The organism is Vibrio sp. 1580 (assembly GCF_033340055.1).
Genome location: NZ_JAWOVT010000025.1, coordinates 1 through 23,921 on the forward strand (window position 1 = coordinate 1; position 23,921 = coordinate 23,921).

Here is a 23,921-nt window from a genome sequence, read left to right on the forward strand (position 1 = left end):
GGGTGTAGCTCCAATTGGCAGAGCAGCGGATTCCAAATCCGCGTGTTGGGAGTTCGAATCTCTCCACCCCTGCCATATATCAGGCTCTGACTTAGGTCAGGGCCTTTTTTGTATCTGGTTTCTTCTCATTATTACAGCTTATTTCTACTCTTATCCCGTAAGTATGGCTTTCTGCTGTACTTTGGCAGCATTTAATCTACTGAACGAACGAAACTACAGTTAGCTGTAATGATCAGTGGCCCGAAATTTTAATAATAAAGGGGAATCACTATTTATATTTAGTTACACTCAACCGATCTGGATTAATGAGTAACTATGTATGGATATATCTCGTCGACGCTTTCTTCAATCATCCTTAGCAATCTCCGCGCTTACCGTTCTACCTGCATGTTCTCTATCTAGGAGCACTAATAAGCAGAGGCAATATATATACGATATCACTGCAGAGCCTTCTACTGCAGAATTTATCCCTGGGTTTAACACAGACGTACTCGCATTTAATGGTTCGATTCCAGCGCCTACGATTCGTTGTCGCCAAGGCGAGAAAGTTATAATTAGGTTTACTAACAAGCTTTCAGAGCCGACTGCAATCCACTGGCATGGCTTGCGAATCCCTATTGAAATGGATGGTGTACCTTTCTTAAGCCAGCCGCCTATCATGCCGGGTGAAACATTCGTTTATGAATTTACACCGCCAGATGCAGGCACGTTTTGGTATCACCCCCACATGAATAGCGTTAAGCAACTTGGTATGGGCTTAGTTGGGCTAATTATCGTTGAAGAGGCTGAGCCTGTTCTATTTGATGAAGAACAGGAAATAGTTCTAAAGCATTGGCATTTAGACAAACAAGGTCAGTGGAAGAACCTTATGGTACCGCGCTTGAGCGCTCGTATGGGGACTCCCGGAGAGTGGAGTAGCGTCAATGGTGTGCATGAACCTGTTTATACGCTGAAGCAGAATGCCACTACGCGATTAAGAATTGCTAATGTCGATAATACCATTACTTACCCGATCGCTATTGAAGGTGCAGAGGCTTGGGTTATTGCTATTGATGGTAATCCTGTTAAAGCGCCTTATAAGCTCACTCAGCACAAAATTGGTCCGGGAATGAGGTTAGATATCGGATTGATTGCTCCGAAGGCTGGAACACGTGTTTATGTGCGTCAAATGAAAGGACGCTTCCCATTCCCTTTGTGCGAGTTTGACGTTGTTGAGTCTGACCTGTCGAACAACCAGAAACTGCCTTTATTACCTCTCAACCCTGTACCAGCTCTCGATTTGAAAAATGCAGAGCAAATCGATTATGTGTTTGAGTGGGAGGGGGCGATCACTCCTGCTGATCAATCGGGCAAAGCGATCCCCCAATTCTGGCTGATGAACAAACGGGCTTGGGAGGGAATGAGCAAAGATAATATTCCAGCGCCGCTTTCAACATTGGAGATTGGAAAAACCTATATCTTCAACCTAAAGAACGTCACCCAATATCATCATCCTATTCATCTTCATGGACACACATTTACGGTTCTTGAGTTAGATGGCAAAAAACTCGACGAACCGTTTCATACCGATACGGTCTTACTTGGAAAAAACGGCAGTGCGAAAGCGGCATTTGTTGCAGATAACCCAGGGCGTTGGATGTACCATTGTCATGTAATTGAACATATGAAGACGGGTTTGATGGGGTACATTGAAGTAAAGTGACTCCTGTAACTTTTAAAATCTTGATAAGTTTTAAGCGCTATACTTTGCTGAATTCTAAGATTGTATAATCACTATTGCCGTAAATTTGATTACAATGTCGCCATTAACTTTTCTGGGGGAATTATGGGACAACTATCCGTTTTGGGTTTTATTGCATTGGGTGGTGCATTTGGTGCATGTTCTCGTTACTTAATTTCTGAACTTTGTGTCATTTTATTGGGGCGTGGTTTTCCATATGGTACGTTAACCGTTAACGTTGTTGGCTCATTTATGATGGGCTTATTGATAGCAGCTTTCGATAATGAACTTTTGGCAACGGAACCTTGGCGACAAGTGATTGGCTTGGGTTTTTTAGGGGCACTAACGACGTTTTCCACCTTCTCGATGGATAATGTGTTGCTTATGCAGCAGGGCGCTTTCTTTAAGATGGGGTTGAACGTATTGTTGAATGTAGTGTTAAGTATTTCAGCTGCGTGGATAGGCTTTCAATTATTGATGCGCAGCTAGCAAAGTAGTTAAAAATTGAACAGGTCGGCTTGGTTTCACCAAGCCGTTTTTATATACTGACATCACTTGTCGGAGTGCCATAAGGCTGAGACCGTTAATTCGGGATCCGTTGAACCTGATCAGATTAGAATCTGCGAAGGGAACAAGAGAAGATATTCACACCGGAGTTCTTTCTGGTTGACCTATCAAAAGTCGAATGTTGTTACAGGCAAATATCGTAAGCTTTAACTAGCCTTAATTTGACTCCTCTTGTCGCATCTATCCGCCAAGCATTTTTATCCAATTACTTTTTATCTAGTATAACAAAGCAAGGAAAAATGCTATGTCGAGTCGCAAACAAGCGAGACTGGAAGCAAAACAGTTCATTGATACACTCTCGGTACAACCGTACCCCAATTCAAGCAAAGTCTACGTAGAAGGTTCACGTCCAGATATTCGTGTGCCAATGCGTGAAATATCACTCGCTGATAGCCTTATTGGAGGCACAAAAGAAGCGCCTATTTTCGAACCTAATGAGCCAGTACGCGTTTACGATACGTCGGGTGTATACACAGATCCAGAGCACACCATAGACCTCTATAACGGCTTACCTAAGCTGAGAGAAGGGTGGATTGAAGAGCGCGCCGATACTGAGCTACTTGATGAAGTAAGCTCGGTGTACACCAAAGAACGCTTAGAAGACGAAACACTAGACGATCTTCGTTACGGTAATCTACCACGTATTCGACGTGCCAAAGATGGCCATTGTGTGACTCAATTGCACTATGCTCGCAAAGGTATTATTACCCCAGAAATGGAATATATCGCGCTGCGTGAAAACATGGGGCGTGCCAAGTATCGCGATGAAGTGCTGAATCAACAGCATCCGGGTCAAAGCTTCGGAGCGAACCTACCAAAAGATATTACCGCCGAATTCGTGCGTAAAGAAGTCGCCGAAGGTCGCGCTATTATCCCTTCCAATATTAACCACCCAGAATCTGAACCAATGATCATTGGCCGTAATTTTTTGGTCAAGGTGAATGCCAACATCGGTAACTCATCGGTCACTTCTTCGATTGAAGAAGAAGTAGAGAAGTTAGTATGGGCAACGCGCTGGGGTGGCGATACCGTTATGGATCTCTCTACTGGACGTAATATTCACGAAACTCGCGAGTGGATTCTACGTAACAGTCCGGTTCCGATCGGTACCGTACCAATGTACCAAGCGCTTGAGAAAGTGAATGGTGTTGCTGAAAACCTTAACTGGGAAGTGATGCGCGATACCCTGATTGAGCAAGCAGAGCAGGGCGTTGACTACTTTACTATCCATGCCGGTTTACTACTTCGTTATGTGCCAATGACTGCAAAACGCGTTACTGGCATCGTCTCTCGTGGTGGTTCTATCATCGCGAAATGGTGTTTAGCGCATCACCAAGAAAGCTTCTTATATACCCACTTCCGAGAGATCTGTGAAATCTGTGCTAAGTATGATGTGGCACTTTCTCTCGGTGATGGTCTGCGTCCTGGCTCGGTGGCCGATGCTAACGACGAAGCGCAATTTGCAGAGCTTCGTACCCTTGGTGAGTTAACCAAGATAGCGTGGGAATACGACGTACAGGTGATTATCGAAGGTCCTGGTCATGTTCCAATGCACATGATCAAAGAGAACATGGAAGAACAGTTAGAGCACTGCCATGAAGCTCCTTTCTATACCCTTGGCCCATTGACGACAGACGTTGCTCCAGGTTACGACCATATTACTTCAGGTATTGGTGCTGCCATGATTGGCTGGTATGGCTGTGCGATGCTTTGCTACGTCACTCCTAAAGAGCATCTTGGTTTACCAAACAAAGAAGACGTGAAAGTAGGCATGATAACTTACAAGCTTGCTGCGCACGCCGCGGATTTGGCGAAGGGACATCCTGGTGCACAAGTTCGTGATAACGCGCTTTCTAAAGCTCGCTTCGAGTTCCGCTGGGAAGACCAATTCAACTTATCACTCGATCCAGATACCGCGCGCGCTTTCCATGACGAAACCTTGCCTCAAGAGTCTGGAAAAGTTGCTCACTTCTGTTCGATGTGCGGGCCAAAGTTCTGCTCGATGAAGATCTCGCAAGAGGTTCGAGAATATGCGAAAGACACAGAGCAAGTTGCTGCGGACCAAGCTATCTCAATCAAAATGCTGGATGACCCTCTTGAGGGGATGCGTCAGAAATCGCAAGAATTTAGAGAGTCAGGTTCTGAGCTATACCACCCAGCAGCACATGCCGAGGTGAGTGACTAATGAGCAAAATCCTTATTCCGTCATCGTTGATTGAACTGACAGGTTTAGTTCAGCAATGTTTGTTGTTGGCGAAAGAACAGGGTTTTTGCATTGAAGACATTGAGTTGGGTGTGAGCCCAACTCAATCTATTCAGCTTGTTCGCGGCCAACAGACCACACACATAACGACTGATCTCATTGATGATTATGACTCTGAGAATGAGAGTTCATTTGTGCTCTATTACCGCTCTGCTTTATCGGTAGAAGCGTGTGCTAAGCAACCGTCGAAAGCGATTCATATTGGCATTGCTGATACGCAGGTATCCGATGAAAAGGAGAAAGTGTTTCAGCTTGATATCTGGCGTCACCCAATTAACAACGAAGTGAGAGCGCTTTCCGTTAAGTCCAAATTCAACGCAATGTTCAATCCTGAACATCACCTTGCTTGGATAGTAACGCTGACAGTACTCGATTTTCCTATCGAAGATGCGTTAACACTTGCTCGAGGAATGCTAACTCAGCAAGCGAATGTTTCACGTGAAACACTGTTGAATGACAACCTTGATGAGGGAAGATCTACTCGGTGGGCTGACCAATTTGATGATTTCCCCACACCTGTACTGGAGGATAACCGACTAGGTATTCAAGTTGGTTGGTCTGCACAAGGCGAGAGCGTTAGCTTTCCAACTCTGACTAAGCAAAGTCTAGGGCTCTACCCAGTCGTTGATGACGTTGCTTGGATTGAGCGTTTACTGCCACTAGGCATCAACACTATTCAACTGCGAATCAAGGACCCACAACAAGCCGATTTAGAACAACAGATCATTCGAGCAATTGAGCTAGGTCGTCAGTATCAAGCACAAGTGTTCATCAATGACTATTGGCAGTTGGCAATCAAGCATGGCGCTTATGGTGTTCACCTAGGACAAGAAGACATAGAAGAATCGAATTTGGCTCAGCTAACTAAAGCCGGCATTCGTCTTGGTCTTTCTACTCATGGTTATTATGAGCTACTGCGCATCGTACAAATTCATCCTAGTTACATCGCGCTAGGGCATATTTTCCCAACCACCACAAAACAGATGCCATCGAAACCACAAGGTTTGGTGCGCTTGTCTCTTTATCAAAAGCTGATTGATAGCATTCCTTACGGAAACACAGAGTTGGTTTTCCGTCCCGCAAAAGACAAAGCAGGTAGTGACTATGTGCTTGGCTTTCCGACGGTCGCGATTGGTGGCATTGACCAATCTAATGCAGACCAAGTTTGGCGCACAGGCGTCTCTAGTTTGGCAGTTGTGCGTGCTATTACGTTGGCAGAATCACCTCAGTTCGTTATCGAGTTTTTTGCACAACTGATGAAGGAAAGACAGCTAACGTTTACTGATCAGAATAGTGAGTTGGCGCTTAGTAAGAGAGGCGAGCATGCTCACGGATAAGCAGTTCCTTCGCTATCAACGTCAAGTCGCTCTGCCAGAAATTGCCGAAGTTGGGCAAGAGCGTTTGAGCAAATCGCATGTGCTGATCATCGGTTGTGGTGGATTGGGGAGCGCAGCGAGTTTGTACTTGGCGTCAGCGGGCGTTGGTAAATTGGTTGTAGTCGATGACGATGAAGTTGATAGCAGTAACCTACAACGTCAGATCATTTATCGTGAACAAGACCTCCAAGTTGCGAAAACAAAAGCGACTGTAAAGCAACTTACTGAACTTAATACTATGGTTCAAATTCGTGCTATCAATAAGCGATTAGACAAAGCACAGCTTCAGCTTGAGGTGATGCTAGCGGATGTGGTGCTCGACTGCACCGATAACATGCCAACGCGTCAGCTAATTAACCAAGTTTGTTTCGAGCAAAATACGCCACTCATCTCAGCGGCGGCAATTGGTTGGCAAGGGCAATTTGCTGTCTTTGATTACCAAACACCAAGTGAACAAGAAGTGCAGAGTAAAGCCTGTTACCGCTGTTTGTATCCGTTTGACGAATTACCACAAAGTCAAAAATGCAGTGAGAGCGGTGTTGTCGGCCCGGTAGTGGGCACACTTGGTAACTACCAAGCGATAGCGGCAATTCAAAAACTGGCGACGGGAAAGTTTCATGTCGAGACTGCCAAGTTGCATCTGTTTGATGGGTTGAAACTGCAATGGCAAACCATGGCGATAAGCAAAGACAAACAGTGCCAAGTATGTGCTCAGATTTAGCTTACGAGTATACGAGTAATAGGCAGAATTAAGAGAGTTGGAAGCAATGACGTTATCAGAACAACAAACAACACAAATGACCGCTGCTGACTTAGATGTGATCACTATTGTCATCAATGACCAGTCACATCGAGTTGCCAGTGAGTCGAATCTACAGCAAATCATTAGTCAATTTGCGCTACCAGAAAAGGGCTGCGTTTTTGCAATTAATAACAATGTTGTGCCGCGCAGTGAGTGGGCTAGCACAGTTCTTTCACAGGGAGATAGTATCTCTTTGTTTCAAGCGATCGCAGGGGGTTAAAGTCGATGCTTAAAATTGGTGATAAACAATTCGAATCAAGACTGTTCACGGGAACCGGGAAGTTTGCCAACAGCCGATTAATGGCAGAAGCGATTCAAGTGTCGGGATCTCAACTTGCGACTATGGCGTTGAAGCGTGTGGATGTGAACGACCAACAAGACGATATTTTGCTGCCGTTAGTACAAGCGGGTGTGAACTTATTGCCAAACACATCAGGTGCAAAGAATGCTAAAGATGCTGTGTTTGCTGCACAACTGGCGCGAGAAGCGTTGGGTACTAACTGGCTAAAACTGGAAATTCATCCAGACCCGAAGTACTTGATGCCAGATCCAATTGAGACACTTGCAGCCGCTGAACAGCTGGTTCGTGAGGGTTTCATTGTCCTTCCTTATTGTCATGCTGACCCGGTTCTATGTAAACGATTGGAAGAAGTAGGCTGTGCTGCAGTCATGCCATTAGGTGCGCCGATCGGTTCTAACAAAGGGATAGTTTCTCACGATTTCCTAGAGATCATCATCGACCAAGCTAATGTTCCTGTCGTTGTTGATGCGGGTATTGGTGCTCCTTCACATGCCGCGCGTGCGATGGAAATGGGCGCGGATGCCGTGCTCGTCAATACAGCGATTGCAGCTTCGAGCGATCCCGTTGCGATGGCGAAGGCATTTAAGTTGGCGGTAGAGTCCGGGCGTATGGCTTATGAAGCTGGACTTGCCGGTAAGGTTTCTCATGCGGTTGCGTCGAGTCCACTGACGTCATTCCTAGATGAGCTTTAGTCCTAGATTGGTTTAGCTATTAAGCGAGGAAAACATGAGCTTCGTTGAACAATTTAAGCAGCTTAATTGGGATGACATCTCGATGTCGATCTACGCGAAAACGGCACAAGATGTCGAGCGAGCATTGAATAAACCCAAGCGTGATTTGGAAGACTTTAAAGCGCTAATTTCACCAGCGGCTGAAGCGTACTTAGAGCAAATGGCGCAGCTGTCATACTCGGCAACTCGCAAGCGTTTTGGTAATACCATGTCGCTTTACATTCCACTGTACCTTTCTAACTTGTGCGCCAATGCTTGTACTTATTGTGGCTTCTCTATGGAGAACAGAATCAAGCGTCGTACTTTGAATAGGGACGAAGTGGCTGCAGAAGTTGAAGCCATTAAACGCATGAAGTTTGATAGCGTATTGCTGGTGACTGGCGAGCACGAAACTAAAGTGGGTATGAAATACTTCCGCGAAATGGTGCCTATGATTAAGAAGCGCTTTAACTATTTGGCGATGGAAGTACAGCCACTTGATCAAGACGAATACGCTGAGCTCAAGACATTGGGTTTGGATGCGGTGATGGTCTATCAAGAAACGTATCATCCTTCGACTTACGCCGAGCACCATTTGCGTGGCAACAAGATGGATTTCGAATACCGATTGGATACACCCGATCGTCTTGCAAAGGCGGGCATTGATAAGATAGGTATTGGTGCTTTAATAGGATTGGAAGAGTGGCGAACAGATTGTTTTTATGTGGCAGCGCACTTGGACTATCTTGAGCGCACATATTGGCAGACTCGTTACTCAATTTCTTTCCCACGTTTACGTCCTTGTAAGGGCGCGCTCCAACCCAAATCAGTCATGACGGATAAACAGCTTGTGCAGTTGATCTGCGCTTATCGCCTGTTGAATCCAGAAGTGGAGTTGTCATTATCGACTCGTGAATCACCAAAGTTCAGAGACAATGCATTACCGTTAGGAATCACCAGTATGTCTGCTGCATCTAAAACTCAGCCGGGTGGTTATGCGATGGATGATGTTGAACTCGAGCAGTTTGAGATCAGTGATGAGCGAAGTGCGGGTTCTGTGGAAGATATGATTCGAGCCAAAGGCTTTGATCCTGTATGGCGAGATTGGCACTCGGCGTATTCTGGTTAATCAGCAAATAAAGACACTGGTCATCGTTATGTTTCACGTGAAACATAAGTAAAGAAAAGAGGGTTGATGCAAAACATCAACCCTCTACTTTTTTCTAGCTTCTAGCTTCTAGCTTCTAGCTTCTAGCTTCTAGCTTCTAGCTGTGTGCTACTGGTAGCGTTGCTTGACGAAGCCACTCTTTCACATCACCCTCAACAAGTGGGCTGATCTCATCCCATACCTTCTGATGGTAATCATTCAACCAAGCAAGCTCTGGACGAGTTAGCATATCAACATTGATGTTGCGCTTGTCGATTGGACAGCGTGTTAGCGACTCGAATGACAGAACAGGGAAGTCACCGTTAGTTGGGGTTTCAACAACAAGCTCTAGGTTCTCGATACGGATACCAAACGCATCCGCACGGTAGTAACCTGGCTCGTTGGACAGCACCATGCCTTCTGTTAGAGGCACGTCGATTTGCTTCTTCGAAATGCTTGCTGGACCTTCATGAACACTTAGGAAGTGACCAACACCGTGACCAGTACCGTGATCGTAATCGTAGCCCTCCGCCCACAGGTGCTGACGAGCTAGCGTATCGATTTGGTAACCACGTGTGCCTTTCGGGAAACGTGCACGTGCAACACCGATGTGGCCTTTTAGCGCGAGAGTGAATTGTTTAATCATCTCTTGTGAAGGCTGACCGATCGCGATGGTACGCGTGATGTCTGTCGTGCCATCTAGGTACTGACCGCCTGAATCCACTAGGTAAAGTGTGTTCAGTTCTAGCTTGCCAGGTTCAGGTTGGTTCTCGTGATTATAGTGACACATCGCCGCGTTGCCACCTGCTGCCGAGATAGTATCGAAGCTAAGATCCATAAGTGTCGGGTCTTCGCTGCGGAACGCTTCCAGTTTGTCTGCCAGCGTCGCTTCATCATGCAGGTTACCCGCAACGACTTCAGCATCTAACCAAGAAAGGAACTTACTCATCGCTACGCCATCACGGATATGACATGCTTTCATGCCTGCGATTTCAACAGCGTTCTTTGCTGCTTTTGGCATTAGGCATGGATCAGCTTTACTCACCACAGATGCGCCAGCGTTTTGTAGAACCAGCTTAAACCACGCGTTACTTGTCGCAGGGTCAACCAGTACATTCTTGCCAGTTAGGTTTTCTAGTCGTGCTTGCAATGCTTCTGGGTGATGAACCGTCACGCCGGCACCAACATGAGCGTCAAACTCAGCAGGTAGACGAGCAGGATCTAGGAAGTATTCCACGCTTGAGTCTGAGTGCAGAATCGCGTGAGAAAGAAGAACTGGTAGACGTGATACATCTAGACCACGAACGTTGAGCAACCAACAGATAGAATCAAGTGCTGTGATCACCGCGCTGTCTGCGCCGGCTTTTTTCACGAGCTCTGCGATTTCTTGGCGCTTACTTTCACTTGATTGACCAACCGCTTCTGTTGCCATTAGGCGAACGTCAGAAACCACAGGAGCAGGGCGGTCGTGCCACAGCTCATCAATTGGGTTGCTGTCGAGAATCTTAAGCTCAAGTGCGCCAGCAAGTTTTGCTTGTGCCATGTCTAGCCAAGCAGCGTTGTGCATGCGAGGGTCGATTGCCACAGACGCGCCATTTGCAAGATGGTCTTTAATCCAATCTAGTGCAGGCTCTTCAATCAAGTGACGGTATTCGAATAGATCAGCAGGAACCTGCTTTATTACTTGTACTGTGTAGCGACCATCAACAAAGATAGCGGCTTTGTCTTTGGTGATTACCGCAGCACCAGCAGAACCAGTAAAGCCAGTTAGCCAATGTAAACGCTCGTTGTGCGCTGGTACGTATTCGCCCAAGTACTCGTCTTCATGTGGGACAAGTAGGGCATCAATATTATGTTGTGCTAGCCATTCGCGAATTGCATTCACGCGGCTTTGGGTATCGTTGTGCATCTGTGTTATTCCTTCAAATTACCGCTCCTTCATGCTCAGGTGTGGGAGCTGTTTCCATCTGCTTCATGCAGTTTACGATTCCATTGAGGTTCGCAATCACTTCAATAGAGTCGGAGTACAACTAGGCCATAGATGAGCCAAAAAGGACTACGACAGTTAAGCTACTCATTTTAGCCGCTAAGCGCAAATTGAGTGCGGTGTTTTTATCTAAGGTGATCGGTTTTTTGTGTGATCATCGTACGTAGCCAGCCTAATGCAGGGTCGTTTTCTCTATCTCGGTGCCAGAATAAAGTGTAAGCCATAGGTGGGAATTCTAACGGTAGTGGCAGCACGACCAAATCAAGCTGTTTGGCCGCAAGTTGCACAAAATGACTTGGCGCAGTAAAGATAAAGTCGGTGTATGAACATAAACTTGCGGCACTGTTAAAGTCGGGCACAGTGACGGCAATATCGCGGTCGGCGCCAATATCTGCAAGGCGATAATCTAGCAACCAACGGTCGTTGCCATCACAACGCACCTGTACATGGCGTAGGGCGAGATAGGCTTCCAGATTCCAAGGTTGTTTTAGCGCAGGGTGGTTTTTGCGAATAATGCACATTTGGTAATCACGATAAATTTCCAACTCGCAAATGTCATCGGGTGGTTGAAGAGTCAGCTTGGCATCGTTTATATCGATATCTTTTCCAGTTAAGCCTAAATCCAGTTCGCCGCGTTGAAGCATTTTAAATGTATTATCCGACCACGGGTGTGTGCTAATTGTCACGCCAGGTGCTTGTTGAAAAATCGCCGGTAAGAAATGGGGTAGAATGAGAGGGTAGACACTCTCTACCGCTGCTATTTGAAAACGGTATTCACTGCTTTGCGGAGAAAACTCTTCGGGTTGAGTCAGCACTTCTAACTGATTTATCAACAGATCCAGTTTCGGTTTAAGAAACAATGCGCGCGGCGTAGGTGTTAATCCATGTGAGTTTCGAGTGAAAAGAGGGTCATCAAATTGAATGCGCAGTTTAGCCAGTGATTTACTTACGGCGGATTGGCTTAAGCACAATCGGTGGGCCGCACGAGTAACGTTTAACTCTTCAATCAGCACTTTAAAGCAGACCAATAGATTTAAATCGATACGAGCCAGTTTTTCGACGTTCACAGTGAATTTCCTCTGAGGAATAATGCTCATGATTATACATCATTTCCATTCATATCATCAGATGATTAAGCTTTACCCAAAGTTCTTTATCCAATTCGGAGTGTTGTGTGTCTAGCCAGTTTTCTAATAGTAAAAAACAGATGGCGTTATTGACCCTTTTGGTTCTTTTCAGTCCTTTAGCGATTGATATTTATCTACCTGCTTTACCTCTTATTGCTTCCACTTTTCAGGTCGATAATGCGCTAGCACAAGACACGATCACTTGGTTCTTATTTGCTATGGGTGTTGGTCAGCTATTCGCAGGTCCCCTAGCAGATAAACTCGGACGTCGAACTGTTGCATTGGGCGGTATCACCATTTACGCGATGAGCGCTTTATTGGCGTGGAGTGCTCAAAATATTGAGTGGATGTTGGTTTCCCGACTGCTACAAGGCTTAGGTGCGTGTGCGACATCGGTAGCAGCCTTTGCAACAGTTCGCGATATCTTTGGCCCGGAAAAAAGCGGCAAAATGATCAGCTACCTTAACGGTGCGATTTGTTTCATTCCGGCTTTAGCTCCAATTCTAGGTAGCTGGTTAACTCAGCAATTTGACTGGCGTGCTAACTTTAGCTTTATGGCGGGTTTTGCTGTGGTGTCTGGATCATTGATGTTTTTCATGATGAAAGAGACTAACCCGTCAACAGAAAAGCAAGCCGTGTTTAAGCTTAGTCGGTATTGGGCAGTGCTTAGCACACCATCTTTTGTTTTCCATGCGTCATTATGCTTGATGGCGATGGCGGTTATTCTTGCTTACGTTACCTCAGCACCGTCGGTATTGATGACGGGGATGGGGCTGTCGATGAATGAATTCACTTTCTGGTTTGGTGTAAATGCGGTGATAAACATTGCGGCATGTATGCTGGCGCCTAAGTTTATGGAGCGCGTTGGAACTCACAACACCTTGGTCACCGGGATCTCAACTCTGGGTCTCGCAGGTGTGATCATGCTAGTGATGAATGGTCAGAATACCGCGCTTTCTTTCATGTTACCTATCTTTATGTCTTCTGTAGGTTTTGCATTCATTCTGGGTGCAGCGGCAGGGAAAGCGTTAGAACCGTTTGGTGATAAGGCGGGCACGGCAGCTGCACTGCTTGGATTGTTCCAAATGAGTGGCTCTGGTTTGTTGGTGGGTACACTGCAACGCTTATCTCTGGATCCACAAACCTTGATCGCAATTCATATGTGGGTCCTATTACCTGCGTTGGTCGTTCTGTTTACAAAAGCAGGGAAGAACTGGCACTCGAGCTTTGCGAAAGCGTAAATCAGTGTAATTTAGTATTTTCCAATGTAAGTAAGGCGTGTATATTTGTCACTCAGACTTTTCCTGACACCATAACGGAACTCAAAAAGTAATGTCGTTAACCACGTATGAAATGGCTCGTATTCTAGAGCAAATGGAAGATTCACCAGAAAAGGTGATGTTTGGCAAGTTGCTTAATGAGCTGGGTAATCAAAGCTCCGAGCGTATTCGTAGTGCGGCGAAACAAGTACCTCTGCCAATTTTGCGTGATATCGTGTACCAATTTCAGCAAGTGATTGAGTCACGCAAAGATGAACAAGTCGAGCAGATGGCAAAAGACCTCGCTCAGCAAGGTATCTCAGCAGAAGAGCTACTGGCTTACTTGAATAAATAATAAAAAATCCCCGCATGATGCGGGGATTTTTTTAGCTCGTCATTTTCTTTTTCAGGATGTGGTCCAAAGACAGCGGTCCTGGCCCCCATACGATTACGATAAGAATCATCAATCCCCAAAGTTGGTGGTCATAAAAACCTTTCTCCCACAACAGTGGGTAAGAGATCACTGCGATGATGTTGAACACAAACAGCATTGCTGCCATCGGGCGGGTAATCAATCCCAGTGCCAAGAACACCGGTAGAACCAACTCCGCAGCCGTACCTAAATAAGCCGCCAATTCCCATGGCAAGATTGGCACTTGGTATTCCAGCTCAAATAAGTACAGCGTGCTATCCCAAGATGAGATTTTGATTAGTCCTGAATTGAAGAACACCCAGGCTACCCACAAGCGACAAAAGAGAAGTAGTAAAGGGACAAAGCCAGCTTGTAGGGTACTGATTAAATCGTCGTACCGATTCACTAAGTTTTTAACCGTATCCGTCATAGAGTGCTCCTTAGATTGATTGCAATGTAAAGCCGTCAACAATATCGAGTGCCATGATGCGATTGAGATGAGCGAGTAAAACTTCAGGTATTTCGCTCAAACTCTGCTTCTGCTCTAAACATTGCAGCAGTTGGAACACATCGGCATCGAGTGCGTGACACAAGGCTTCTCCATTGGCTTGAATCGAGATGACACCTTGCTGTAATTGGTTGATATTAAGTTGTTCGAATTGCCCAGTTTGAATCGCACTAAATAGATCGAATACTGCGTAATTGGAGTCAAAGCTGCGGCAGCCCTTTTTAAGGTGTAAGACTAAAGCGGGTTGTTGCTCTTCACTCACTTCGCCAAGTAACGCAAGCGGTTTTAATTCCGCTGCATTGGATTGCTCATACTGTGCTTGACGAGCTAGGTCGATATGCCACTCGAAGCGTGCGACTTCAGGGCTGTAAGGTGCTTGTGCGATCACCTGACTAAACTGCATGATGGTGTCTTGAAAGCCTTCGCCATAATGCACCACATTTCCTTCTTTTAATGGGTAAGAAAGAACATGCTGGCGAGCTATCTGTTCAAAGCATTCTTCACCAAGCAGCGCTTCAACCATCGGGTAGGTCGCGGACAACACTTCGCTTAAGCTGACGATAAAGTTATTGCGGTAAATTTGTATGCGTTCATCAGCGGTAAACTCATCACTGGCAATATCGCAGTCTTCACCGAGCGCTTGATAGTGCAGGGCTTTAGCAAACTGGCTTTGTAAGGTGGCTAGATTCATGATGCCTTCCTTGGTTCGCTTTGTTCACTTGGAAGTGTGCCTTGCAACAGCAGTTGCGATGCTTTCTGCGCTTCTCCTAATAAGACTTCTGGCGCGGGGATATCCAAATCCCATTCAATCAACGTATGACGTGGACCGTGTTTTTTTGTCCACTGCGCGAACAGTTGCCAAACTTCATCACTAACTGGGCGGCTATGGGTATCAATCCATATCTCACCTTTGTCGAGTTGTTTGATGGTAAAACCTGCCAAGTGAATCTCATCCACTTTGTCGGCTGGAATCGCATCTAGGTATGTGTCGCAATCAAAACCGTGGTTGAACGCCGAAACATAAACATTGTTTAAATCGAGCAATAAACGACAGTCAGTGCGCTTTTGCACTTCGGTAAGAAACTCCCATTCGCTGATGGTCGAATGTTGAAACTTCACATAACTAGATGGGTTCTCTATCAAGATCTCGCGTTGCAAATAATTCTGCACTTCATTCACGTTACGAGTGAACACGTTGAGCGCTTCTTCCGTATACGGAAGTGGAAGCAGGTCATTAAAGTAGTGACCGCCGTTTTCACTCCAACTTAAATGGTCAGAAACAAGGATTGGGTCGATTGAGCCAATCAGTGCTTTAAGTTGCGCAAGATGCTTTTGACTAACACGTTCCACCGAGCCTAGCGACAAACCAATACCGTGGCAGCTAATTTGATATTGCTCGCGAAGCGTTTGTAGCTGATGGCGCTCTGTTGCATTGGGTTGGAAATAGTTTTCACTGTGGATTTCTAACCAAGACAACTCGGGTTGATTTTGGCTAAAGTAATCGAGGTGAGGGGTTCTTAATCCAACTCCAACAAGGTCGTGGAAGGTGTGGTGTTTCACGTGAAACTCCTTTTCAAATCGTGCGGGAAGAGAAGGATGCGTCTTGGCTTTGCGTTGGTTGAGCGTCAACGCATCCTCACAATAGCTAGCGATAAAAGATTATGAAGAAGAAGTGCTACCGCCAGCGAGTTTGTCACAAAGACCTTTTGGTACGACTACGAATGCGTCTTTTTGGTTATCTTCTTTAGAAGTACCAGCGCATGAGCTGCTTTTTGTTGCACAGTCGTTTTTACCCGCTTTAGAAACGCCATAGCACTTTTCTTTTTCAGCTGCGACAGCTGGAGCTGCAGTTAGCATTGTGCCACCAAGAGCTAGAAGACCAGTAACAGCAGCAGTAACAGCTAGATTCGACTTTTTCATAATAAATTCCTCTGAATGATTTCCTTTACTTTAAGTTGGCAAGATGAATCGCCTGTTTTGGCGTTTTTGTTATCAACTTGCTTAACTTAAAAGATAGGAAACTGGCTAAAAAACTTTCAGAAAAATTTCCGAAGTAAATGGGTTTGTAGGGTCAAATAGGTATAACTAATTGATGTGTTGGGCAAAAAAACATCGATTTTTTTATCAAGTTTTGTCTAAACAGCACCCGGTTGTTTAGGTTATAATCGGTTTTTATGTATAAATAACCAGTAGCTCTCATCATGATGGATCCATCTCTATTACTCGACGGTTTGAACGATAAACAACGTGAAGCCGTTGCAGCACCTCTAGAAAACTTGCTCGTTCTTGCTGGCGCAGGAAGTGGTAAGACACGCGTTCTTGTTCACCGTATCGCTTGGCTGATGTCGGTCGAGCAAGCTTCTCCGTTCTCAATTATGTCGGTAACCTTTACCAATAAGGCGGCGGCAGAGATGCGTGGACGTATCGAAGAGCTAATGATGGGCAGTGCAGGCGGTATGTGGAATGGTACTTTCCACGGCATTTGTCACCGTATTCTGCGTGCACACTATCTTGATGCCAAGCTACCGGAAGATTTCCAAATCATCGACAGTGACGACCAACAGCGTCTGCTAAAGCGTTTGATCAAAGCGCAAAACCTCGATGAGAAGCAATGGCCAGCACGCCAAGTGGCATGGTGGATTAACGGCAAGAAAGACGAAGGTCTGCGCCCGTCGCACATTGATGCGTACCATGATCCAGTGACCAAGACATATCTGCAGTTGTACACCGCTTACCAAGAGGCGTGTGACCGTGCTGGTTTAGTCGATTTTGCGGAAATCTTGCTGCGCGCACATGAGCTACTGCGTGATAACAAGTTCGTCCGTGAACACTACCAAGCACGCTTTAAGCATATCTTGGTGGACGAGTTCCAAGATACCAACAACATTCAATATGCTTGGCTACGTATGATGGCGGGTCCTGAGTGTCACGTGATGATCGTAGGTGATGACGACCAGTCGATTTATGGTTGGCGTGGTGCAAAAGTCGAGAATATTGAGAAGTTTACGCTCGAATTCCCAAGCGTAAATACCATTCGTCTTGAGCAAAACTACCGTTCAACCAAGACCATTCTGGAAGCATCTAACACCCTGATTGCGAATAACACCGAGCGTATGGGTAAAGAGTTGTGGACGGATGGCGTTGTCGGTGAGCCCATCTCGGTTTACAGCGCTTACAACGAATTAGATGAAGCCCGTTTTGCGGTGAACAAAATCAAAGAGTGGCAAGACAAGGGCGGTGCTCTGAATGACGCTGCGATGCTTTACCGTAACAACGCCCAGTCGCGTGTTCTGGAAGAAGCGTTAATTCAAGCCGGTCTGCCTTACCGTATCTACGGCGGCATGCGATTCTTCGAACGTCAGGAAATCAAAGATGCCTTGAGCTACATGCGTCTGATTGCCAACCGTAACGATGATGCGGCGTTTGAACGTGTGGTGAATACGCCAACGCGTGGTTTGGGCGATAAGACGCTTGAAACCATCCGCTTTGCGGCTCGTGATCGTGGTTGCACCATGTGGGAAGCGAGTGTGGCAATGTTGGACGAGAAGGTGCTTGCTGGTCGCGCTGCTGGTGCTCTGAGCCGTTTTATCGAGCTTGTCACCGCGCTAGAAGACGACACCTTAGAGATGCCGCTGCATCACCAAACTGACCATGTGATTAAATACTCGGGCTTGTTCGCGATGTACGAGCAAGAGAAGGGTGAAAAGTCTAAGGCACGTATTGAGAACTTGGAGGAATTGGTGACCGCAACTCGCCAATTCGAGAAACCAGAAGAAGCCGAAGACATGTCACTGCTGACGGCATTCCTAACCCACGCAGCACTAGAAGCGGGCGAAGGACAAGCGGACGAATTTGAAGATGCGGTTCAGCTCATGACATTACACAGTGCGAAAGGTCTAGAGTTCCCATTGGTGTTTATGGTCGGTGTGGAAGAAGGCATGTTCCCAAGCCAAATGTCGGCAGAAGAAGCAGGGCGCTTAGAAGAAGAACGCCGTCTGTGTTACGTAGGCATGACCCGTGCAATGCAGAAACTGTACATCACTTATGCTGAAATGCGTCGTTTGTACGGTCAGGATAAATACCATAAACCGTCTCGCTTTATCCGTGAACTGCCAGAAACTTGTTTAGATGAAGTACGAATGAAGGCGCAAGTTAGCCGTCCTTCAAGCAGTGGTCGATTTAGCCAAACTGTTGTGAAAGAGAGCTTTAATGAAACCGGCTTTACGCTAGGTTCTCGTGTGATGCATCCAAAGTTTGGTGAAGGCACCATCATCAACTTCGAAGGCAGTGGTCCACAAAGCCGTGTACAGATTGCCTTTAATGGTGAAGGCATCAAATGGTTGGTAACTGCTTACGCACGACTAGAGAAACTGTAAGGCTTGACCAAAACTCATCAACTTAAGAGCTGCTTCGGCGGCTCTTTTTGTTTGTGCAGTTTTGGTGTCGCTAACGCAGTAAAAAATGGAATGATAAATGGAGTACAAAAGCGCGACTTAACGATGCCGTTTGAAGTGAAAGGTGGGCGTTGTGGGTGAATGCCTGTTTTCAGCAGATCTACTGAGAAAAACTTTAGGCAAAGAAAAACCCCGAGGGCTTGCGCCCATCGGGGTTATAGTCTTACTCGCAGCAATCCAGCTACTAAGAGTGCTCCATGCATCTAATCCATGATAGTGTGCTGAATCCGTCAGCTTAATCCTTACGTCGCCTTCCTAGCGGTGTCCTTAGTGATGACCTTATCCTGGTCTGCTAACTATCCTCGTTAGCTCTCATCACTTGTTCCCTGAGCGGTGTCCCTGACATCATCCTGATGTTCAAATCCTTGCCTCGTCCAGAGGTGTCCATTTCCCGTCCTTAGTAGCAACCATCCTAGTCACTATTGCTTCCGTTCAATGTCCAGTTTTGCAATCCATGCCCGACTATTCATCCTGAATAACCGTTTCTTCTTCCTGAAGTTCACCAAGTCCGTGGTGTTTCCTGTTCCGTGTCAGCATCCTTCCGACAGGTTTAATATTACGTGTTTAACGATTTCCAACAACGGGCTAATCTCACATTTTTTAACTCTCTTAGCGTTCAAAAAAGATACATGAGTATTAAATTCAATGGCTTATGATCTTTGCTGTACGGTTTTACCATTAAAAAAGAGAGGTTTGCTCAACCCTTTGTGAGAGATCTCGCACAAGGGGTCGAGCGAAAGACTCTTACTGCCCGATAGCGGCACCTTCACGTCTTGGATCCGCAGCGCCTTCAAGACCGTCTTTTGTTATGCGTATCGCATGCAAACCAGAGTTCAAATCCCGAACATCGGTTTTAAAACCCATCTTCTCCAGAGCAGGCTGTAAGCCCTCTGCGGCGGTACCTTGCTCAATATCTAAGGTGCCAAAACGGTTCAGCAATCGTGGCTGATTACTCGCGCTCTGGATGTCCATATCCCATTGCGTGTGGGCGATAATGGCTTGTGCGACGTAACCAATAATGCGGCTGCCACCCGGTGAGCCAATTGCCATGTAAGGTTTGTCATCCTTCATCATAATGGTTGGTGCCATAGATGAACGTGGGCGTTTGCCCGGTTCTAATCGGTTTGCGATTGGCACACCATCTTGATGCGTGCGGAAAGAGAAATCGGTCAGTTCGTTATTGAGCAAGAAGCCGCGTACCATCAAGCGTGAGCCAAAGGCGTTCTCGATGGTTGTTGTCATTGAAACCACATTGCCTTGCTTATCGACGATATTGAAATGGCTGGTGGAAGGCAGCTCGATCGATTGGTCCATGCTTAAGTTCATGGCGTGCGACCAAGGAGGATTACCGGCTTCAGCCTTACTCAAGGCTTTACCGACTTGAATGAGCTCAGCACGTTGTTTGAGATAATCTTTATCAAGCAAGCCTTCGGTTGGCATTGGCACATAATCTTGGTCAGCCATGTATTTACCACGATCCGCGAACGCAAGGCGCGATGCATCGGCGATCACTTGCCATGATTTCGCGCTTTCGGCTCCCCAACCTTTAAGATCGTATTGCTCGGTGATCGCGAGAATCTGTCCAACCGTCAATGCGCCAGAGCTAGGTGGTCCCATGCCACAGATATCATAGCTTTGATAAGCCGCACAAACCGGCTCACGTTGCTTGATTTGGAACGCATCAAAGTCAGGTTGTGCCAATACGCCAGGATTGCCCGGTGCATTCTGTACTGTCTTGATGATGTCTGTGGCGATATCGCCTTGATAGAAAGCTTTTGCCCCTTGCTCTGCAATTGCCGTCAGAGTTTGCGCGTATTCAGGGTTCTTCAACAACGTGCCTTCGGCTTTTGGTGAGCCATCTGGATTGAAGAAGTAAGCCTTAGTCGCAGGGAAGCGAGATAGGCGCTTGGCATCTTTTTCAATCAGACTCGCGAGGCGAGGACTGACTTCGAAACCTTGCTCAGCCAAGGTAATCACGGGTTGGATTATCTTCTTCCATTCCAACTTGCCGTATTTCTGGTGCGTGTCCCACAGCAGTTTCACTGTACCTGGAGTGGCAACGGAACGCCCACCGACAACCGCATCGTAAAATTGCAGTGGTTGTCCTTTGTCATCTAGGAAGAGTTTCGGCGTTGCGGCGAGCGGTGCGGTTTCGCGTCCATCATACGTAGTCAGTTTTTGTTTCTCACTGTCCCAATACACTAAGAAGGCGCCACCACCAATGCCTGAAGATTGGGGTTCTACTAAGCCCAGCATCAGCTGCACGGCAACCATAGCATCAATAGCATTACCACCTTGTGCAAGAACGTCTGCCCCAGCTTGGGTGGCAAGTGGGTTGGCTGCGGTAACCATATAATCTTTCGCTTTGATCAATTGTTTTTGCTCGAAGCCAGTGCTGTGCTCCGGCGCAACTGCATCTGCTGCTTGGTTAGCAAAGACTGAGGTAGATAAGATTAGTGGGGAAGTAAGAAAAAGACCCGTGGTCACGAGTCGGTTGAACGTCCAATGCATGATGACTCTCCATGTTGCCAGTTTTGTGCTTTGAGCTTGGCAGTTATGGAGAGTCACGTCGAGTCAGCAATCTTAGAAATGTCGATTGTGCTACGCTTTTAAATCAGTACTTTATCCGATAAAAGTATTGATAGTTTGGTATAGAATACTGCCGCCCACTAGAGTAAATACCACGCCGCATAGACCGTCGATGTAGATACCCGCTTGTTGCAATTTACGCTGTAAGCGCTGTGTCGACAGCATCCATGCAAGGCTAGAGAACCAGAATAGCGACAAGCCAAACAGGATGACCAGTGCAATACCTTTGCCAGTAATCGACATACCTGCTGGGACTAAACTCGACATCAAACTGACAAAGAACACCAGGGCTTTTGGGTTAAGAATGTTGGTCGCAAACCCTTTAGCAAACGCTTGACGCTTATTGCTGATCACTAGGTTATTTTGCTTCTTAGGTTGATCCGTCTGTGGTTTTTGGATCATCGAGATCACGGCACGCAATGCGCCAATTCCCAAGTAGAGCAGGTAACTACCACCGAGCAGTTGTACCACGGAATACAGCACTGGGTGCTGGTGGACGACAAAACTCACACCTGTCAGGCTGAACAAAGAGTGCAGCAAAATACCGACGGACAATCCCAACGCAATGTACAAGCCAGTTTGACGACCATGACGCGTCGCATTTTGTACGACCAGCGCAAAGTCCGGACCTGGACTCATTAGGGCAATAAAGTGAATGCTGGCGAGTGTCAGCAATATGGTGGATTCATTCATAACACATCTCAAATTTAACCAATGCGGCTATTGTCGTGGTAAGTCACCTGTGGCGCTTGTAAAAAACTGACAGCTTTCTCGGTAAATGAAATTAACGAGTCACTTGAGAAGGGGAAACGCCGTAGGTCTGCTTAAACGCTTTGCTGAAATGCGCTTGATCGTAGAAACCGATTTGATGGGCGACGTCGGTACTACATTGACCAGCTTGCAGTAACTTCATGCCTTGTTCGAGGCGCAGGCGTGCGAACCATGCATAAGGCGTCATGCCAGTTTGCGCTTTAAAGTGGCGCTGGAACTGAGTTGGGCTCAGTTGGCACAGTTCTGATAGCGAATCCAAACGCACCGCTTGGTCGAGGTTCGCCATTAGATAATCTTTTAACGTTCCAAGTGATTGATTTCCTAACGGCACCACTTTTTGTCGCTCAAGCGATCCGTAGCGATCAAAAAGCTGGTTAAATCCTTCAAAAGGAAGGCAATCTTTGGTGAGTTGGCTGAGGTTTTCACGACGAAGTAGTCCGTGTAAGTTACTAAGTTGTGAAAATATCTGGGGATCCGAGATGATCAGCTCGTTGAAGTGTATTATTTGACCGTTTTGCTTAAGATCAGCCAGATCGCTCAATAGGTGAGGTTCGATCGCAAACACATTTACTTCGTAGCCACTCTCGAGCTTAGATTGCCCGTCGTGCAGCTCATCCGGCGGCATAATCACAATTTGCCCGTGACCAACTTGGTGGCTGTTACCTTGGTATTGGAACTTCTGCGCACCATGCGTGATCAGGCCGAGATGAAAATCCAGGTGGTAATGCCTTTGAAAAGCAAATTTCTGGTATTTCGCCTCTATTAGACTCAAGTTGTCATGGTCGGTTGCGTAGTACTGAATATGTTCCATTAAATAAAAAAGCTTGGTCACATTATGACCAAGCTTATCTGGCAATTTCTAACTTGTCTTGTAAAAAACGATCATTGTGGCTGAACGATTCGGCGTGAGCGACGGTTATTACGTAATCCATCAAAGCTAAACACGACTAGTGCTCCCCAAATAAAGACGAAAGTGATCGCTTTATCCATGGTAAAGGGTTCGCCATACATCAATACTGCAAGTAAAAACATTAAGCTTGGGCCTATATATTGGAAAAAGCCCAAAGTCGATAATTTGAGTCTTGTTGCTGCACCCGTAAAGCACAGCAGTGGCAGGGTTGTTATAACCCCAGCTGCGATCAACAAACTATTTAACGTAAGTGGATTCGTAAGCATATTTGAGGTTGGTGTATCGGCAACAAAAAGCAAATAAACAGCGGCCACCGGCAGCAGAAGTAATGTCTCGATAAACAAGCCAGTTTTTGCATCGACACTGACTTTCTTTCTTAATAAGCCATAAAAGCCGAAGCTCATTGCTAACGCCATCGCAACAACGGGTACGGAGCCAAATACAATCAGTTGAACGAGTACGCCACAACCTGCCAATACAACCGCGAACCACTGTAATTTACGCAGTCGCTCACCAAGGAAGACCATCCCGAGTAAGACGTTGATCAGTGGGTTAATGTAATAACCTAAGCTGGCGTCGAGCATATGATTCGAGTTTACCGCCCAAATGAAAATCAACCAATTGCCGCCAATTAACATGGAACTTGCGATCAGGTAAGCGATTTTCGTTTTGTCTTTCGCGATGTGGTAAGCCGAGCGCCAGTGACGGCCAAAATGGAGGAGTGCAGCAAGCAAAAAGAAAGACCATATCACTCGGTGGCTTAGAATTTCCAAAGGAGATACTTGTGCGATGGACTTAAAGTACATCGGCGCAATGCCCCACATGGTATACGCGCCAATCGCTAGCAAGATGCCTTGCCGCGCGCGTTGTTGTTCGTCTTCTGGTGTCATGAAGTGTCACCTAATTGTGTGTTTTATAGAGCAGAAAATCAGTATACGAGTCGTGATGCGAAACACCTAACAATTTGCGGTTTTATTCACCATGAAACCCCATTACAATGTGCCCTCACTTTGTGTGC

Annotated in this window: 21 protein-coding genes and 1 riboswitch; of the genes, 11 read left to right on the forward strand and 10 right to left on the reverse strand. The window is 46.3% G+C overall.

The genetic code is table 11. The annotated features are described in order from the left end of the window. Positions 1-319 precede the first annotated feature (319 nt). The 8 genes from R7093_RS22965 to thiH all read left to right on the forward strand — a co-directional run bounded on the left by R7093_RS22965 (position 320) and on the right by thiH (position 8,868). On the forward strand, positions 320-1,702 hold the full coding sequence (locus R7093_RS22965; RefSeq protein WP_047102556.1) for a multicopper oxidase family protein: 1,383 nt from the start codon (positions 320-322) through the stop codon (positions 1,700-1,702). A gap of 123 nt (positions 1,703-1,825) precedes the next feature. Continuing rightward, complete coding sequence (gene crcB, locus R7093_RS22970; RefSeq protein ID WP_005378811.1) at positions 1,826-2,209, forward strand: fluoride efflux transporter CrcB; 384 nt, start codon at positions 1,826-1,828, stop codon at positions 2,207-2,209. 60 nt (positions 2,210-2,269) lie between these two features. Next, positions 2,270-2,368: riboswitch (TPP riboswitch) on the forward strand. A gap of 163 nt (positions 2,369-2,531) precedes the next feature. Next, a complete protein-coding gene (thiC, locus tag R7093_RS22975; protein WP_053306506.1) occupies positions 2,532-4,472 on the forward strand; it encodes a phosphomethylpyrimidine synthase ThiC in 1,941 nt (646 codons plus the stop codon). Continuing rightward, on the forward strand, positions 4,472-5,887 hold the full coding sequence (locus R7093_RS22980) for a thiamine phosphate synthase (RefSeq protein WP_186584586.1): 1,416 nt from the start codon (positions 4,472-4,474) through the stop codon (positions 5,885-5,887). The genes thiC and R7093_RS22980 overlap by 1 nt, the downstream gene beginning before the upstream one ends. Then, positions 5,874-6,647, forward strand: a complete 774-nt coding sequence (locus R7093_RS22985) for a HesA/MoeB/ThiF family protein (RefSeq protein ID WP_017821777.1) — start codon at positions 5,874-5,876, stop codon at positions 6,645-6,647. Before R7093_RS22980 ends, R7093_RS22985 begins: the two co-directional genes overlap by 14 nt. A 46-nt stretch (positions 6,648-6,693) precedes the next feature. After that, positions 6,694-6,948, forward strand: a complete 255-nt coding sequence (thiS, locus tag R7093_RS22990) for a sulfur carrier protein ThiS (protein WP_017821778.1) — start codon at positions 6,694-6,696, stop codon at positions 6,946-6,948. A 5-nt stretch (positions 6,949-6,953) separates the two neighbouring features. After that, complete coding sequence (locus R7093_RS22995; protein WP_005397059.1) at positions 6,954-7,721, forward strand: thiazole synthase; 768 nt, start codon at positions 6,954-6,956, stop codon at positions 7,719-7,721. A gap of 34 nt (positions 7,722-7,755) precedes the next feature. Beyond that, the gene (thiH, locus tag R7093_RS23000) at positions 7,756-8,868 is read left to right on the forward strand and encodes a 2-iminoacetate synthase ThiH (RefSeq protein WP_005386233.1); all 1,113 of its coding nucleotides are present in this window, start codon (positions 7,756-7,758) and stop codon (positions 8,866-8,868) included. Positions 8,869-9,004: 136 nt separating this feature from the next. Here the strand turns inward: thiH and R7093_RS23005 are convergent, their stop codons facing one another. Both R7093_RS23005 and R7093_RS23010 read right to left on the reverse strand, forming a co-directional pair. After that, positions 9,005-10,795, reverse strand: a complete 1,791-nt coding sequence (locus tag R7093_RS23005; protein WP_132937341.1) for an aminopeptidase P family protein — start codon at positions 10,793-10,795, stop codon at positions 9,005-9,007. 203 nt (positions 10,796-10,998) lie between these two features. Continuing rightward, a complete protein-coding gene (locus R7093_RS23010) occupies positions 10,999-11,940 on the reverse strand; it encodes a LysR family transcriptional regulator (protein ID WP_005378791.1) in 942 nt (313 codons plus the stop codon). A 107-nt stretch (positions 11,941-12,047) separates the two neighbouring features. On the opposite strand from R7093_RS23010, the gene R7093_RS23015 reads away from it, so the two are divergent. Together R7093_RS23015 and R7093_RS23020 are read left to right on the forward strand one after the other, a co-directional pair. Next, positions 12,048-13,241, forward strand: a complete 1,194-nt coding sequence (locus tag R7093_RS23015; RefSeq protein WP_005382927.1) for a multidrug effflux MFS transporter — start codon at positions 12,048-12,050, stop codon at positions 13,239-13,241. A 91-nt stretch (positions 13,242-13,332) separates the two neighbouring features. Then, positions 13,333-13,614 carry a hypothetical protein gene (locus R7093_RS23020; RefSeq protein ID WP_005378786.1) on the forward strand — a complete coding sequence of 94 codons (282 nt, stop codon included), beginning with the start codon at positions 13,333-13,335 and terminating at the stop codon, positions 13,612-13,614. A gap of 31 nt (positions 13,615-13,645) precedes the next feature. Here R7093_RS23020 and R7093_RS23025 read toward each other — a convergent pair whose 3' ends face one another. The 4 genes from R7093_RS23025 to R7093_RS23040 all read right to left on the reverse strand — a co-directional run bounded on the left by R7093_RS23025 (position 13,646) and on the right by R7093_RS23040 (position 16,099). Then, positions 13,646-14,101 (reverse strand): DoxX family protein, encoded by a 456-nt coding sequence (locus R7093_RS23025; RefSeq protein WP_005378784.1) that lies wholly within the window; start codon positions 14,099-14,101, stop codon positions 13,646-13,648. A gap of 10 nt (positions 14,102-14,111) precedes the next feature. Then, complete coding sequence (locus tag R7093_RS23030) at positions 14,112-14,870, reverse strand: DNA-binding domain-containing protein (RefSeq protein WP_005378782.1); 759 nt, start codon at positions 14,868-14,870, stop codon at positions 14,112-14,114. After that, complete coding sequence (locus tag R7093_RS23035; RefSeq protein WP_318146830.1) at positions 14,867-15,739, reverse strand: DUF692 domain-containing protein; 873 nt, start codon at positions 15,737-15,739, stop codon at positions 14,867-14,869. The genes R7093_RS23030 and R7093_RS23035 overlap by 4 nt, the downstream gene beginning before the upstream one ends. Positions 15,740-15,838: 99 nt before the next feature. After that, on the reverse strand, positions 15,839-16,099 hold the full coding sequence (locus R7093_RS23040) for a DUF2282 domain-containing protein (protein WP_005378779.1): 261 nt from the start codon (positions 16,097-16,099) through the stop codon (positions 15,839-15,841). Between the two features lie 281 nt (positions 16,100-16,380). Between R7093_RS23040 and uvrD the strand changes: the two genes are divergently transcribed. Then, positions 16,381-18,555, forward strand: coding sequence for a DNA helicase II (uvrD, locus tag R7093_RS23045; RefSeq protein ID WP_005378778.1), 2,175 nt, complete (start codon positions 16,381-16,383; stop codon positions 18,553-18,555). 822 nt (positions 18,556-19,377) lie between these two features. On the opposite strand, the gene ggt is transcribed toward uvrD, so the two are convergent. From ggt to rarD, 4 genes are all read right to left on the reverse strand, one after another. Beyond that, on the reverse strand, positions 19,378-21,144 hold the full coding sequence (gene ggt, locus R7093_RS23050; protein ID WP_318146831.1) for a gamma-glutamyltransferase: 1,767 nt from the start codon (positions 21,142-21,144) through the stop codon (positions 19,378-19,380). Positions 21,145-21,255: 111 nt separating this feature from the next. After that, a complete protein-coding gene (locus tag R7093_RS23055; protein ID WP_005382916.1) occupies positions 21,256-21,915 on the reverse strand; it encodes a LysE family translocator in 660 nt (219 codons plus the stop codon). Positions 21,916-22,006: 91 nt separating this feature from the next. After that, the gene (locus tag R7093_RS23060; RefSeq protein ID WP_054575524.1) at positions 22,007-22,804 is read right to left on the reverse strand and encodes an AraC family transcriptional regulator; all 798 of its coding nucleotides are present in this window, start codon (positions 22,802-22,804) and stop codon (positions 22,007-22,009) included. A gap of 71 nt (positions 22,805-22,875) precedes the next feature. Next, positions 22,876-23,793: an EamA family transporter RarD gene (rarD, locus tag R7093_RS23065; RefSeq protein ID WP_005382912.1), complete on the reverse strand. Its 918-nt coding sequence runs from the start codon at positions 23,791-23,793 to the stop codon at positions 22,876-22,878. Between the last annotated feature and the right edge of the window lie 128 nt (positions 23,794-23,921).

Excerpts from the sequence above, each read along its gene's own strand:
- R7093_RS22995 (WP_005397059.1), top strand. The coding sequence starts at position 6,954 with ATGCTTAAAATTGGTGATAAACAATTCGAATCAAGACTGTTCACGGGA.
- R7093_RS23060 (WP_054575524.1), bottom strand. The coding sequence starts at position 22,804 with ATGGAACATATTCAGTACTACGCAACCGACCATGACAACTTGAGTCTA.
- thiH (WP_005386233.1), top strand. The coding sequence starts at position 7,756 with ATGAGCTTCGTTGAACAATTTAAGCAGCTTAATTGGGATGACATCTCG.
- rarD (WP_005382912.1), bottom strand. The coding sequence starts at position 23,793 with ATGACACCAGAAGACGAACAACAACGCGCGCGGCAAGGCATCTTGCTA.
- uvrD (WP_005378778.1), top strand. The coding sequence starts at position 16,381 with ATGATGGATCCATCTCTATTACTCGACGGTTTGAACGATAAACAACGT.
- R7093_RS22980 (WP_186584586.1), top strand. The coding sequence starts at position 4,472 with ATGAGCAAAATCCTTATTCCGTCATCGTTGATTGAACTGACAGGTTTA.
- thiS (WP_017821778.1), top strand. The coding sequence starts at position 6,694 with ATGACGTTATCAGAACAACAAACAACACAAATGACCGCTGCTGACTTA.
- R7093_RS23040 (WP_005378779.1), bottom strand. The coding sequence starts at position 16,099 with ATGAAAAAGTCGAATCTAGCTGTTACTGCTGCTGTTACTGGTCTTCTA.
- R7093_RS23025 (WP_005378784.1), bottom strand. The coding sequence starts at position 14,101 with ATGACGGATACGGTTAAAAACTTAGTGAATCGGTACGACGATTTAATC.
- R7093_RS23030 (WP_005378782.1), bottom strand. The coding sequence starts at position 14,870 with ATGAATCTAGCCACCTTACAAAGCCAGTTTGCTAAAGCCCTGCACTAT.
- ggt (WP_318146831.1), bottom strand. The coding sequence starts at position 21,144 with ATGCATTGGACGTTCAACCGACTCGTGACCACGGGTCTTTTTCTTACT.
- R7093_RS22965 (WP_047102556.1), top strand. The coding sequence starts at position 320 with ATGGATATATCTCGTCGACGCTTTCTTCAATCATCCTTAGCAATCTCC.
- R7093_RS23055 (WP_005382916.1), bottom strand. The coding sequence starts at position 21,915 with ATGAATGAATCCACCATATTGCTGACACTCGCCAGCATTCACTTTATT.
- thiC (WP_053306506.1), top strand. The coding sequence starts at position 2,532 with ATGTCGAGTCGCAAACAAGCGAGACTGGAAGCAAAACAGTTCATTGAT.
- R7093_RS23020 (WP_005378786.1), top strand. The coding sequence starts at position 13,333 with ATGTCGTTAACCACGTATGAAATGGCTCGTATTCTAGAGCAAATGGAA.
- R7093_RS22985 (WP_017821777.1), top strand. The coding sequence starts at position 5,874 with ATGCTCACGGATAAGCAGTTCCTTCGCTATCAACGTCAAGTCGCTCTG.
- crcB (WP_005378811.1), top strand. The coding sequence starts at position 1,826 with ATGGGACAACTATCCGTTTTGGGTTTTATTGCATTGGGTGGTGCATTT.
- R7093_RS23005 (WP_132937341.1), bottom strand. The coding sequence starts at position 10,795 with ATGCACAACGATACCCAAAGCCGCGTGAATGCAATTCGCGAATGGCTA.